Here is a 12,631-nt window from a genome sequence, read left to right on the forward strand (position 1 = left end):
AAGCTGATGCCTTTACAAATCGTACTGAACATCATCATCGCTATGATGTGGATGTTCCTGAGTGAAACATATAATTTCACAACCTTTTTTGTCGGTTATATCTTAGGAATCATACTCCTCTTCGTCCTGCAGCGTTTTGTACCAGATTCATTCTATATGAAACGGGCGTGGAAGTTTTTCCTTCTCATTCTTTTGTTTATACGAGAGCTTTTCTTATCAAACATCGACATTGTCAAGCATGTCTATAAGCCAAAAATGGATATGCAGCCAGGGATATTCGCACTTCCGATTGATGTAAAAACAAACTTTGAAATCACTCTTCTCGCCAACTTGATTTCATTAACTCCCGGGACCTTATCTGTCGTAGTCAGTGAAGATCATACGAAGATCTTTATCCATGCGATGGATATGCCGGATGTTCAGGAATCTGTTAGCGAAATTAAAAATTCATTTGAAAAGCGTATCATGGAGGTGACCCGTTAAATGGAAGACATCCTTAATGTGACACAAACATTGATACAAATATCAGCTACCATTGCTGTTGTAGCTGTAGCTATCTCCGTGATCCTCCTTTTGTATCGCGCAATTCTCGGACCGACAAATCCGGACCGGGCGGTTGCCCTTGATATCATTGGAATAAATCTAATGGCCTTGGCTGGACTAATCGCCGTCCTGCTCGTAACGACAAGGTTTAATGACGTCGTCCTACTGATTGGTATTCTACTCTTCATCGGTACGGTCGCACTGGCGAAATTCTTAGAAAAGGGTGTTATCATTGAGCGGGACATGGATTAATTTAATTTTTGACATCACTATATGTCTGTCTCTATTGATTGGTGCCTTTTTCCTTGTCTCTGGTTCCATAGGGATTTTGCGTTTTCCTGATGTGTACACACGGCTTCATGCAGCGACAAAAAGCTCGACCCTTGGAGTGGCCGGAATTATGATCGGTGCTTTTCTATTTCACTACGTAGAACATGACATCGTAAGTGGTAAACTGCTTCTTGGAATATTCTTCGTCTTGTTGACAGCCCCTGTCTCCGGACATATGATCTCAAGAGCTGCCTACCGTGCCGGCGTGCCTCTTTGGGAAAAGAGTGTAAAGGATGAATACGCAGAAGTCTTAAAAGAAGAGCAGAAGCGACAAGCACCAGATTCATAATCCGACATGCCTCCATTCTCATGGGGGCATTTTTTTACGTTTATGAACATTATTTTTAACCACAGACAAGCACAGACGACTTCTCAAGGACATAAGTATGTTGTAGGCATTCGCCTAATCCTTGAGGAGGTGCGTCCTATGAGCAGTCTCATCGCTTCCATCCTTTATTTTTTCAAAGAGTCTCTCTTCTTCATGTCTTATGTAAAAAACCAGGCTTTCCCGAACCCCCTGCCTCCAGAAGAAGAAGCCAAACAGCTCCAGTTGATGGCAGAAGGGAGTCATGAAGCCAGGAACAAACTGATTGAGCACAATTTACGACTTGTCGCACACATTGTGAAAAAGTTTGAAAACACGAAAGAGGACTTTGAAGACCTTATCTCTATAGGGACGATCGGTTTGATCAAAGGTATTGAAAGTTATTCGACAGGAAAAGGGACGAAACTTGCTACCTATGCCGCACGCTGCATTGAAAACGAAATTCTCATGCACCTCAGGTCAACGAAAAAAATGAGCAAAGACATTTCGTTGCAAGATCCGATCGGCCATGATAAAGAAGGGAACGAATTGAACCTTCTTGATATTCTACAGGCAGATGTAACGGATATTGTCGAGGAAATCCAACTTCATATGGAATTGGAAAAAATTAAAGATTTCATCACTGTATTAGATGAGCGGGAAAAAGAAGTGATTATCTTCCGATATGGACTGAATCAGACAGAAGAGAAGACTCAGCGGGAAATAGCCAAAGAGCTGGGTATATCGAGGAGTTATGTATCAAGAATCGAAAAGCGAGCATTAATGAAAATCTTTCATGAGTTCTATAAGCAGAGCAAACAAGGGAAGAATGGATAAAAAACAGCCACTACCATCTTATGAGAATGGAGTGGCTGTTTCATTCAGTCCTCTATGAGTTGTCGCTTCCATTTTCTGATTTTCAAAGTCATGATGAATGCTGTCAAAAGTGCTGTACCAATGACAGGATACAAAAACAAATAGGCTTTTGTAGCATATTCATAGAGGCTGATCAATGTACCAATATAAAGATACGTGCTCATGATTAAAAGTGTCATCACGAACCGCTTATAATCCATTACTTTTTTCTTTAACCATTGGGAAGTATCCAAAACGGTCCACCTCCTACTATGAATCGTAACATATGAGAATCATAGTATCGGTGGAAATGATTGTCATTCGTAATTCTTAACCATTTCCATGATCATGACGGCTGCATTTTCGGCAGCTTTCGGTAAGAATTGATCAAACGAAATTGACGATTCCTTACCAGCAATATCGGACAACGCTCGAATGACAACAAATGGTGTTCCATACTTATAACAAACCTGGGCAATCGCAGCGGCTTCCATCTCTGCTGCAATCATTTCAGGAAACTTACCTCTCACAAAATCAACCTTCGCTTCCTCTTGCATAAAGGAATCTCCGGTAGCGATGATGCCTTTCGCTGCTTTAGCATCTGTCTTCTCAACTGCATCCATCGCTTGTTTAACAAGGTTTTCATCCGCAGCATACATGTCAGGCATTCCTGGGACTTGACCATATTTATACTTAAAAGCTGTCACATCGACATCATGGTGTGTCACTAAGGAAGATATGACCACATCTCCAACTTCAAGATCTTTGGCAAAACCGCCGGCTGATCCAGTATTGATGACGGCATCAATTCCATATTGTTCATGAAGAATAGTCGTTGCCATGGCTGCATTAACTTTACCAATGCCCGACTTTAAAAGAACGACTTCTTTCCCATGTAATAGGCCATCAACAAAAAGACTGCCCGCAACCTCTTTCTCTGACGCTACATCCATATTTGCTTTTAATAATTCAACTTCTTCATCCATAGCTCCGATAATTCCAATTGCCATAACCGAACTTCCTCTCTCAACCGTTTTTATTTTTTAAGACCTCAAGTCTCACTGGTTTATAACCCTGTCCTTCAATCCAGTCAATGTGTACCCTGAGATATCCTGTCTTATTTTTGTCAGAGACCGTTGCCTTAGCTTTTTGAGGGTGACCTCTATTACTTACATCCCAATAAATGATATTGTCCTCAGAAAGGCCGACAGCGCTTCTGATCGCTTGTTTCAACTCGTTATAGTCCTGAGTACCTGATTGATAAGTGATCCCGTGTTCACCATTCGTTTCCATTTCTGTCGGAATAACCGGCCAATCCTTTGTGATGACACGTTCTACATTAGGGTCATCACTTTTTTCTATTTTCAGCCCTTTTTCGTCTTCGATCGGCTTCAGCTCTTCGAATTTTTCAATGGAAACCTGTTGTTTATCTGATTCTTCCTCTGTATCTTCACCACTTTTATCTTTTTCGTCCTTATCGTTTTTTTCAGTGTTCTCATCGGCTTCCGCCTGAGAATTCTCATTCTGACCTTGATCTTCCTTTGTGACCTCTTGACTTTCTGTATCTTGTGCTTGTCCTTTTTGATCCTCTCCACCGAAGACCAACAATCCAATGAGCAACACCATGAAAACACTGCCTGCCCCTACAAGCCAAGTCAACATCTTCGTACCACGACGCTTTTTCTCATAACGGCCTGAGCGAGAATACGGGGATTGTTTGTTTGACATGATTTTCTGCCTCCTTTTTACTCGCCGTTTATTATACATGAAGTTTTGACTGTTACCAATGCTTTCTTTTTCCTATCTCATTTCCCGGGCTATATTCCAAATCTCACTATAGCTCCCCTTTCTTGAATACTCAGTTTCGAGACACTAATTAGGCAAAGGGGCGGAGGGGAATGGGGAGACTCCTGCGGGAAAAGAGTGCTAGGTGAGACCCCGCAGGACGAAGTCCGAGGAGGCTCACCGCGCTCCCGCGGAAAGCGATCCATTCCCCGCAGCCCCCATCCACTCAACAAAAGTCTCGAAACTGAGTCTTCCACAATCCTGCTATACTCTTTAAGAAGATCCGTATGTAGGCATAAAAAAAGACAGGGCAGGACCCTGTCTTTTTTATTATTCGACTGTGATGATTTTTACGTCGATTTCTCCGCCTGGTGTCGCGACTTTGACCTTGTCACCAACAACATGTCCAATTAAGCTTTGAGCCATTGGAGAGTCATTGGAAATTTTGCCTTCAAATGGGTCGGCTTCAGCACTTCCGACAATCGTGTACGTCTCTTCGTCTCCATCCGGAAGCTCTTGGAACGTTACAGATTTACCCATCGTCACTGTGTCAGGGTTTTCATTATCATTTTCGATGATGACTGCATTTCGAATCATGTTTTCCACTTGTGTGATTCGTGCTTCTACAAATGCTTGTTCATCTTTAGCTGCATCGTACTCAGAATTCTCTGATAGATCTCCGAAACCGCGAGCGATTTTAATCCGTTCGACTACTTCTTTGCGTCGCTCTGTTTTTAAATGATGCAATTCTTCTTCTAACTTTTGTTTACCTTCTTCCGTCATATAATAACTTTTGTCTTCTGCCATGGTCCAAATACACTCCTTTAAATACAAGAAAAAATGATGTCCTTAATATAGGAAATGAGCAGTACGACTGTACGCTCATTAAAGAAGATTTACTATACTTTACCCGAGGACATTATGATTTAGAACTACTAGTGAAAACTATGCCAGATTTTTGGTAGTATTTCAACTATTTTCTTTCGTCACTGTTTGTCCTTTTTCGTAAAGAACCGTTTGAATCTTCGTTGCCATAAGATCAATAGCCACGTGGTTTTGCCCACCTTCTGGGATGATAATATCCGAGTATCGTTTGGTCGGTTCTACGAATTGCAAGTGCATGGGACGAACGACATTGATATATTGTTCAATCACAGAGTCGAGTGAACGGCCTCTCTCATTAATATCTCTCATTAATCTACGGATAATTCTTACATCTGCATCTGTATCTACAAAAACTTTAATATCCATGAGATCTCTGAGGCGTTCATCTTCCAGGACTAGAATCCCTTCAACGATAATCACTTCTTTCGGTTCGACATGAATGGTTTCATCTGAGCGGGTATGCATCTTATAATCATAGACCGGTTTTTCTACAGGCTTTTGATCAAGCAATTGTTCCAAGTGCTCAATGAGAAGATCATTATCAAAAGCTAGAGGGTGATCATAGTTTGTTTGTAACCTTTCCTCAAACGGAACATCACTTTGATCCTTATAATAATAATCTTGTTCTAGCATTAATAACGTCTTATCTGTAAAGCGCTGGATGATCGAACGAGTCACACTCGTTTTCCCTGATCCTGATCCTCCCGCTACTCCAATCACTACTGGTTTATCACTCATGCTCCTGGGTGCTCCTTTCATCCATTCCATTCTTATCTATAATAGCTCTTATGTTTCCTTCTTTTTCGTAATAGCAACCCCGTCCCCGATCGGGACAATGGTTGTATAGTAATCAGGATGTTGAACAAGCCATTCATTAAAACTCCTGATTTTATCAGCGATTTTCGCCATTCTTGGACTTGCTTCTGAATCGTCAGCAACAAAACCTTTAAATAGTACGTTATCAGAAATAATGACGCCTGTATCGGATACCATCGGGGAATACATATGGAAAAATTCTTCATACTTTCCTTTGGCTGCATCGATAAATAATAAATCAAACGGACCTTCTTTTTCAATGGTAGATGCTACCTCTAGGGCATCTCCGTGAATGACATGGATCTGTTCCTCGGCGTTCATATCCTTTATATTTTTCAAAGCATCCTTGTACCGCTGTTCATCACGTTCGACCGTTATGATTTGACTACCTGGACAAGCTTCCAGCATCCGAAGGGCTGAATAACCAATGGCTGTACCGATCTCCAGGATTCTTTTTGGTTGTTGGATCCTGAGAAGCTGCATGAGAAAATCTATACCCAACGGTTCCATGATTGGTACTCGTTGTTCTTCTGCTTCGGATTCCATTTTCTTAACAGCTGTGGAAGGCTTTGAAAGCAATGACTGTAAATATTCTTCTTGATTCATCCTGTTTCACCCTTCCCATCAATTTTACATCCGATTTACAACCCCATTATTTTAACATAAAAAAAAGAAGGAATGCGAGTATCTTTTTGCATTCCTTCTAAAAACATGTTAATTGATATACTCATTTTTCAGTTGGTTATGTTCTTCTAGTGAACTTGCGTAATGAATCTCCCCACTACTATCAGCTAGGAAATAGAAATACTCATGATCCTTCGGTTTAGCAGCTGCCTGTAAAGAGTTCTCATTAAAGTTTGAAATCGGTCCAACCGGGAGCCCGGTTATATAATAAGTATTGTATGGGGATTCAATTTCAAGGTCTTCATACAGAACTCGATCTTTATGCTTACCATGGGCGTAAAGCACGGTCGGATCTGTTTGAAGCTTCATATCTTTAACGAGACGGTTTTGAAATACGCCGGAAATCATTTGACGACTTTCTGATGTTCGAGCTTCGTTTTCCAGAAGGGATGCCATCGTGACGAGATCGTGAACATTTTCAATTCCTTCAAGGTTCCCCATTTGATTGACATAAGGAAGGACCACCGCCTGGGTTTTATCCAGCATTTTCTTCACAAGCTGATCGATAGTTGGATCCTCGACATAAACGTCATAGGTCGCAGCAAACAAATACCCTTCGAGGGGATGGCGGATTTCTTCTTTCAATATATCTTCTGTTAATAGTTGAGGATATTCAGACATCAGTTCTTTTACATAGGTTTCATCATCCACTTTTTCCATGAATTCTTCTTTAGTAAATGGTAAGTCTTCTGCGTACACCTCTGCAATCTGCTCCAGGTTACGTCCTTCAGGAACAGTCACTTTGTAAACAGGTTCTTTCACGAGCTTACCTGTTTTTAACGTTTCAATAATTTCATTTAAAGTCATGGAAGATGTAAATTGATAATTTCCTGCTTGGAATCCAGATTCGTTCTTAAATTTTGTATAAAAACGGAAGATCAAATCGTTTTTGATGATATCATTCTCTTCAAGAATGCTTGCTATTGAAGATGTAGAAGATCCCAAAGGTATATCCACATTGATCTGTTTATCATTCCCTGGCTCTACAGGCTCTAAAGCAGACTTCACGTAAAAATAACCAGTAAGTCCTCCGATCACAAGGGCAAGAACCAAAACTGTAAGAATGATTGAGACAATTTTTCTCACTTTACTTGCTTCCTCTATTCTCGTTTTCAATCTTTTTTTATATTGATTTTTAAAGTCAGAATTAGACAAACGGACTTCCCCCTTTCATCCGGTTCATTATACTATAAAATGAAAGAATCTTTCTACATATTCCCTTAATTTTCTACAAGGAGAAGAGACTCTTCGGTTTTATATAGCATGAAATAAGTGTGGCACCTCAGAGAATAATAAAAGCCTGCAGCTGATCGCTGCAGGCGGTAGGAATTACGTCAAATCTTCATCTGTCAACGTATTCAACATTTCTTCAACCATTTCCCATTCATCGTCGGATTCGATCTGGAAAAGAGCAAGGTCATCTTCTTCATTCCCTTTTTCTTCATAACGGAAGGCAAAGACTTCTACTTCCTCCCCATCCTTTTGTTCAGCAGGGACGACTGCGATGTAAGAATGTCCTGTTTGTTCAACATCAAAGGTGAACAAAACTTCAAATAAATGCTCTTCCCCATTTTCATCAGGAATGATGATGCGTTCTTCTTTTTCTAGTGCCATATCAAACGTCCTCCTTATTGTTTCGAATCCAAGTAACTTTGCAAAATCATGACAGCAGCCATTTTATCAATGACTTTTTTCCGTTTTTTCCTGCTGACATCTGCATCCAGCAGCACGCGTTCGGCTGCCATAGTGGTTAAGCGTTCATCCCAAAGATGTGTTTGGAGATGAAATTCTTCTTCTAGCCATGAGGCGAAAGTCTGGCTCGCTTCTCCTCGCGGGCCGACAGTACCATTCATATTCTTCGGAAAGCCTACGACCGCTTCCGTCACATCATGGTCACGTATGACTTCTCTTAGCGGATCTTTAGCCGTATTGTAGTCCTGCTCGTCCCAACGGAGTGTGGTGAGGCCCTGGGCCGTCCAGCCCAGAGCATCCGATATGGCGATGCCTATCGTTTTTTCGCCCACATCCAATCCTATTTTTTTCATTCAATGCCCTCTTTATTCTCTTTGATGTAAGATTTAACCAGCTCTTCAATCAACTCATCACGCTCAATTTTGCGGATCAAGTTTCTGGCATCCTGATGACGAGGAATGTATGCAGGGTCGCCTGAAAGCAAATATCCGACAATCTGGTTGATCGGATTGTACCCTTTCTCTTGTAATGCTCCGTAAACAGATAGAAGTACGGATTGGACATCTTGATCAAACGGTTCTTCAGAGAAGTTGAACCTCATCGTTTTATCCATTGAACTCATTACAGTCACCTCGCACTTTTGTAGTATTTACTCTATTATATACCTAATTCTTCTATAGGAAAAACTAGGCGTTTTGACTTGCATATTCCTTGGCATATTCAAGTGCTTCTGGAATTTTAGAAGCATCCTTACCACCCGCTTGTGCCATGTCTGGACGGCCACCGCCGCCACCACCGCACCGGGTCGCTGCTTCTTTGATTAATTGACCTGCATGATATCCTTTTTCTACTAAGTCCTTCGATACTCCTGCAATTAATTGAACTTTATCTCCATTCGGAGCTGCAAGAAGGATCATTCCGGAGTCAAGTTTCTGCTTCAGATCATCAACCATTTTCCTTAGAGCATTCATATCTTTCACATCTACTTGCTTGGCAAGAATCTTCACTCCATTGACTTCCTCCACTTCATCCAAAATATTGGAGGCTTCCATGTTTGATAATTTTGCACTTAGTGATTCATTTTCTTTTTGAAGATCTTTCATTTCTTTATGAAGGACTTCAATTCGCTCTGGAACCTGCTCAGGCTTGGTCTTCAACTGCTCCCCAGCTTTTTTCAGCAATGCTTCTTTGCCATTCATATACAAATAAGCATCCTTAGCTGTGACAGCCTCGATTCTTCTGGTGCCAGCACCAATTCCAGACTCTGAAATAATCTTGAATAAGCCGATTTCGGCTGTGTTCATGACATGACAACCTCCACAAAGCTCAAGACTGTAATCGCCGACCTGAACGACTCTAACCGTGTCGCCATATTTCTCACCGAATAAGGCCATCGCGCCCTTAGCTTTTGCTTCTTCAATAGAATTGAGCTCGATGGAGACCGGAATAGACTGCCATACTTTTTCATTCACGATGGACTCAATTTTCTCCATTTCTTCGTTCGTTACAGAACCGAAGTGGGAAAAGTCAAAGCGCAGGCGATCTGGAGCTACAAGAGAACCGGCTTGATTGACATGTTCGCCAAGGACATCTTTCAAAGCTTGATGCAGAAGGTGTGTCGCCGTATGGTTTTTAACAATAAAGGAACGTCCACTTTGATCGACTTCTGCCTTCACTGTGGCTCCTTTTTCTATAGAACCTTGTTTAACGATCGCTTCATGCATGTGCTGACCATTCGGCGCTTTTTGAACATTGGTGACTTCAACTACAGCAGATTCCGTTCTCAGGAAACCTCGATCGGCGATCTGACCACCACTCTCGGCGTAGAAAGGTGTTTGGGATAGGAACAGGTAAATGGTGTCGCCCTCTTCTGCATATCCACTGAACTCTTTTCCTTTAATCAGTTCTACAATTTCCGTTTCAACTTGAAGTGTGTCATAGCCAATGAATTCACTTTCTACGTGAACATCACCTAGTACTCCATCTTGGACTTGCATGGAATCGGTCTTTTGACGAGCACTCCGTGCGCGCTCCCGCTGCTTTTGCATTTCGTTTTGGAAACCTTCTTCATCAATGGTGAAGCCAGCTTCTGCTACGTACTCTTCTGTCAGTTCTTTCGGGAAGCCATACGTGTCATATAAACGGAAGACTTCCGTTCCAGGGAACACGTTGCTTCCTTTCTCGGTCTCCTGTTTGATGATGGTGGAAAGAATTTGTAACCCATCATTCAAGGTTTCGTGGAAACGTGCTTCTTCTGTTTGAATGACGTTTTGAATAAAGGATTCTTTCTCCTTCACTTCAGGATAGAAGTCGACCATGATTTTAGAGACTTCAGGAACTAGTTTATACATGAATGGTTTGTCAATACCGATCTGCTTTGCAAAACGTACAGCTCTTCGCAACAGACGACGCAGGACGTAACCACGTCCTTCATTCGAAGGCAGGGCTCCATCACTGACAGCGAATGTCACGGTTCTCATATGGTCTGCAATCACTTTGAAGGAAGCATCTGTATCGAAGCTGTCTCCATAGTTTTTATCACCCATTTTTTCTGTTGCTTCAATAATCGGAAGGAATAAATCTGTCTCAAAGTTCGTTTCTGTTTCTTGAATGACACAAACAATACGCTCAAGACCCATCCCTGTATCAATGTTTTTCTTAGGAAGTGGTGTATAAGTATCATCAGGGTTGTGGTTGAATTGGGAGAAAACAAGATTCCAGATTTCCAAATAGCGTTCATTTTCTCCGCCAGGGTAAAGTTCTGGATCACTCGAGTCACTTCCGTATTTTTCTCCACGGTCATAAAAGATTTCTGTATTCGGGCCACTAGGTCCTTCTCCAATATCCCAGAAATTCTCTTCGATGCGGATAATGCGCTCTTCATCTAGTCCGATTTTATCTTTCCAGATTTGGTAAGCTTCATCATCTTCCGGGTGTACAGTTACAGAAAGCCTTTCTTGGTCGAACCCAATCCATTGATCACTCGTAAGGAACTCCCAGGCCCATTCCATGGCTTCTTCCTTGAAGTAATCTCCAATAGAAAAATTACCCAGCATCTCAAAGAAGGTGTGGTGTCTGGCCGTGAATCCTACATTTTCGATATCGTTCGTACGAATCGATTTTTGAGCATTTACAATCCGCGGGTTTTCAGGAATGACGCGGCCATCGAAATATTTTTTCAATGTTGCCACACCACTATTGATCCATAGAAGTGTAGGATCTTCGTGAGGGACGAGTGACGCGCTAGGTTCTACGCTATGCCCTTTCTCTTTAAAGAAGTCAAGAAACATTTGACGGACTTCCGCTGATGTTAATGATTTCATTTTCAACAACCTCCTCAGTTTCATCGATAGTATAGAGACCGTTCCGGACGAAGAAGGTACAAAAAAACCCCGTCCCTGCCTTTAGATCGGCAGGGACGGGGTTTTGTTTCCGCGGTACCACCCTGGTTATAGACATACACGTCTATCAGCTTGAATGCCTGTAACGTGGCATGACCCCGGCGGGAATTAACCGCACTCCGGAATAGCTTTCAACAACCTCCATGCAATGCGTTTTTCAGCCTGGAACGCACCTCTCTGATCATGAATGAATCGCCTACTTTTTTCCTTCATCGTTTTCTTTCGTCCTTATAGTCTTTGCTAAGCGTAATTATAGATAACTGTCGTTCATCTGTCAATGTTCAACCTTCCTGTACGGATCTCCGAGGCCACTACTTTTAAGCATGTCAATACAGGAACGGCCAAAATCAGTCCAGGAATTCCAGCCACTTCTCCGCCGACCAGTAAGGCTAAGATGATGAACAAGGGGTGGATATGAATACTCTTCCCCATGATATACGGGGAAAGGAGATTTCCTTCGACCAGTTGAATGATCAGAATAACAGCTAATGTGAAAAGGAGTGTATTCACACTCACGGTAAGAGCCACAACGACCGCAGGACCCGCTCCAAGAAGAGGGCCGAAGTAGGGGATAATATTGGTCAACCCTGCAATTAACCCTAAGACTAAAGGGTAAGGAAGGTCAATCAACCAAAACCCTGCGGTAGCTAATACGCCTACAAATAAACTGATCAATAGCTGCCCTCGAATATAGCCTCCCAGAGAGTGATTCAACTCTCTGACCAACCTGTTGGATTCCTCATGCCATTGAGAAGGGAGCAGGTAAACTAGAGCTTTCCCTATGCTCTTATAGTCTTTAAGAAAATAAAACGTCATGACAGGCACAACAGCTAGAAGCACAATCATGTTAAATATCCCGCTAAGACCAGCTAGTAGAGCCAGTACTCTTCCACTCACCCATTCTTCAAAGCTTGCAAAACGCGCATCGACTTCATGGTGAAGACCGTCCGGCAATTTCTCTGTTTGGGCATAAAGCTGCTTTGTCCAATCCTGATAGGACTCAACCAAATAAGGCAAATGCTCGTTTAAAAGCTTCAATTGATCAAGCAATCGTGGAATTCCTTTATATAATCCAAAGGCCGTCAGCGAAAAGAACAGCACAAAAATTACAAGTATGCTAATCGTACGAGACAGGCCGAGATCCTCGATCACGTGCACGAGTGGATGCAGCAAAAAGGATAACACAAGAGCCAGTAAAAACGGCAACAGCACTTTCCCCATGACGATGAGTACACCGTCATAATAAGGGAACAACCAAGCTAGCAATAAGAGAGAAAGTAGGATGATAAAAAAGATGGTGAATCTCCGCAACCATTTAGAGGAGCGATCACTCATG

16 protein-coding genes are annotated in these 12,631 nt (G+C 42.1%); 4 read left to right on the plus strand and 12 right to left on the minus strand.

From position 1 onward, the window contains the following. The first annotated feature begins 6 nt into the window (after positions 1-6). The 4 genes from DYE48_RS04060 (at position 7) to sigK (ending at position 2,014) form a co-directional block, all read left to right on the plus strand. Positions 7-483: a Na+/H+ antiporter subunit E gene (locus DYE48_RS04060; protein ID WP_089654339.1), complete on the plus strand. Its 477-nt coding sequence runs from the start codon at positions 7-9 to the stop codon at positions 481-483. Continuing rightward, a complete protein-coding gene (locus DYE48_RS04065) occupies positions 484-795 on the plus strand; it encodes a Na(+)/H(+) antiporter subunit F1 (protein ID WP_089654340.1) in 312 nt (103 codons plus the stop codon). Then, complete coding sequence (gene mnhG, locus DYE48_RS04070; RefSeq protein ID WP_115822514.1) at positions 776-1,162, plus strand: monovalent cation/H(+) antiporter subunit G; 387 nt, start codon at positions 776-778, stop codon at positions 1,160-1,162. Before DYE48_RS04065 ends, mnhG begins: the two co-directional genes overlap by 20 nt. A gap of 138 nt (positions 1,163-1,300) precedes the next feature. Further along, on the plus strand, positions 1,301-2,014 hold the full coding sequence (sigK, locus tag DYE48_RS04075) for an RNA polymerase sporulation sigma factor SigK (RefSeq protein WP_089654342.1): 714 nt from the start codon (positions 1,301-1,303) through the stop codon (positions 2,012-2,014). Positions 2,015-2,058: 44 nt separating this feature from the next. Here sigK and DYE48_RS04080 read toward each other — a convergent pair whose 3' ends face one another. The 12 genes from DYE48_RS04080 to DYE48_RS04140 all read right to left on the minus strand — a co-directional run bounded on the left by DYE48_RS04080 (position 2,059) and on the right by DYE48_RS04140 (position 12,630). Next, the gene (locus DYE48_RS04080; protein WP_115822515.1) at positions 2,059-2,286 is read right to left on the minus strand and encodes a YrhC family protein; all 228 of its coding nucleotides are present in this window, start codon (positions 2,284-2,286) and stop codon (positions 2,059-2,061) included. 63 nt (positions 2,287-2,349) lie between these two features. Further along, complete coding sequence (mtnN, locus tag DYE48_RS04085; RefSeq protein ID WP_115822516.1) at positions 2,350-3,042, minus strand: 5'-methylthioadenosine/S-adenosylhomocysteine nucleosidase; 693 nt, start codon at positions 3,040-3,042, stop codon at positions 2,350-2,352. A gap of 16 nt (positions 3,043-3,058) precedes the next feature. Further along, positions 3,059-3,760: a YrrS family protein gene (locus DYE48_RS04090; RefSeq protein ID WP_167449440.1), complete on the minus strand. Its 702-nt coding sequence runs from the start codon at positions 3,758-3,760 to the stop codon at positions 3,059-3,061. Between the two features lie 387 nt (positions 3,761-4,147). Beyond that, positions 4,148-4,624, minus strand: coding sequence for a transcription elongation factor GreA (gene greA / locus DYE48_RS04100; protein WP_089652610.1), 477 nt, complete (start codon positions 4,622-4,624; stop codon positions 4,148-4,150). Between the two features lie 162 nt (positions 4,625-4,786). Continuing rightward, complete coding sequence (udk, locus tag DYE48_RS04105) at positions 4,787-5,440, minus strand: uridine kinase (RefSeq protein WP_115822519.1); 654 nt, start codon at positions 5,438-5,440, stop codon at positions 4,787-4,789. 48 nt (positions 5,441-5,488) lie between these two features. Continuing rightward, a complete protein-coding gene (locus tag DYE48_RS04110) occupies positions 5,489-6,124 on the minus strand; it encodes an O-methyltransferase (protein WP_115822520.1) in 636 nt (211 codons plus the stop codon). Between the two features lie 108 nt (positions 6,125-6,232). Next, a complete protein-coding gene (mltG, locus tag DYE48_RS04115; RefSeq protein WP_115822521.1) occupies positions 6,233-7,357 on the minus strand; it encodes an endolytic transglycosylase MltG in 1,125 nt (374 codons plus the stop codon). 174 nt (positions 7,358-7,531) lie between these two features. Then, on the minus strand, positions 7,532-7,816 hold the full coding sequence (locus tag DYE48_RS04120; RefSeq protein WP_089652614.1) for a DUF1292 domain-containing protein: 285 nt from the start codon (positions 7,814-7,816) through the stop codon (positions 7,532-7,534). Between the two features lie 14 nt (positions 7,817-7,830). Next, positions 7,831-8,247 carry a Holliday junction resolvase RuvX gene (ruvX, locus tag DYE48_RS04125; protein WP_115822522.1) on the minus strand — a complete coding sequence of 139 codons (417 nt, stop codon included), beginning with the start codon at positions 8,245-8,247 and terminating at the stop codon, positions 7,831-7,833. After that, positions 8,244-8,516, minus strand: a complete 273-nt coding sequence (locus DYE48_RS04130) for an IreB family regulatory phosphoprotein (protein ID WP_115822523.1) — start codon at positions 8,514-8,516, stop codon at positions 8,244-8,246. Before DYE48_RS04130 ends, ruvX begins: the two co-directional genes overlap by 4 nt. Positions 8,517-8,580: 64 nt before the next feature. Next, complete coding sequence (gene alaS / locus DYE48_RS04135) at positions 8,581-11,217, minus strand: alanine--tRNA ligase (RefSeq protein WP_115822524.1); 2,637 nt, start codon at positions 11,215-11,217, stop codon at positions 8,581-8,583. Between the two features lie 345 nt (positions 11,218-11,562). Next, positions 11,563-12,630 (minus strand): AI-2E family transporter, encoded by a 1,068-nt coding sequence (locus DYE48_RS04140; RefSeq protein WP_115822525.1) that lies wholly within the window; start codon positions 12,628-12,630, stop codon positions 11,563-11,565. Between the last annotated feature and the right edge of the window lies 1 nt (position 12,631).

Origin of the sequence: Halobacillus trueperi, assembly GCF_003386945.1 — a bacterium.
In the GTDB taxonomy this organism is placed as follows: Bacteria; Bacillota; Bacilli; order Bacillales; family Halobacillaceae; genus Halobacillus; species Halobacillus aidingensis.

Coding starts and splice junctions, on each gene's coding strand:
- DYE48_RS04060 (WP_089654339.1), top strand. CDS start 7: ATGCCTTTACAAATCGTACTGAACATCATCATCGCTATGATGTGGATG.
- DYE48_RS04140 (WP_115822525.1), bottom strand. CDS start 12,630: ATGAGTGATCGCTCCTCTAAATGGTTGCGGAGATTCACCATCTTTTTT.
- alaS (WP_115822524.1), bottom strand. CDS start 11,217: ATGAAATCATTAACATCAGCGGAAGTCCGTCAAATGTTTCTTGACTTC.
- greA (WP_089652610.1), bottom strand. CDS start 4,624: ATGGCAGAAGACAAAAGTTATTATATGACGGAAGAAGGTAAACAAAAG.
- DYE48_RS04130 (WP_115822523.1), bottom strand. CDS start 8,516: ATGAGTTCAATGGATAAAACGATGAGGTTCAACTTCTCTGAAGAACCG.
- DYE48_RS04120 (WP_089652614.1), bottom strand. CDS start 7,816: ATGGCACTAGAAAAAGAAGAACGCATCATCATTCCTGATGAAAATGGG.
- DYE48_RS04065 (WP_089654340.1), top strand. CDS start 484: ATGGAAGACATCCTTAATGTGACACAAACATTGATACAAATATCAGCT.
- DYE48_RS04110 (WP_115822520.1), bottom strand. CDS start 6,124: ATGAATCAAGAAGAATATTTACAGTCATTGCTTTCAAAGCCTTCCACA.
- DYE48_RS04090 (WP_167449440.1), bottom strand. CDS start 3,760: ATGTCAAACAAACAATCCCCGTATTCTCGCTCAGGCCGTTATGAGAAA.
- sigK (WP_089654342.1), top strand. CDS start 1,301: ATGAGCAGTCTCATCGCTTCCATCCTTTATTTTTTCAAAGAGTCTCTC.
- udk (WP_115822519.1), bottom strand. CDS start 5,440: ATGAGTGATAAACCAGTAGTGATTGGAGTAGCGGGAGGATCAGGATCA.
- ruvX (WP_115822522.1), bottom strand. CDS start 8,247: ATGAAAAAAATAGGATTGGATGTGGGCGAAAAAACGATAGGCATCGCC.
- mtnN (WP_115822516.1), bottom strand. CDS start 3,042: ATGGCAATTGGAATTATCGGAGCTATGGATGAAGAAGTTGAATTATTA.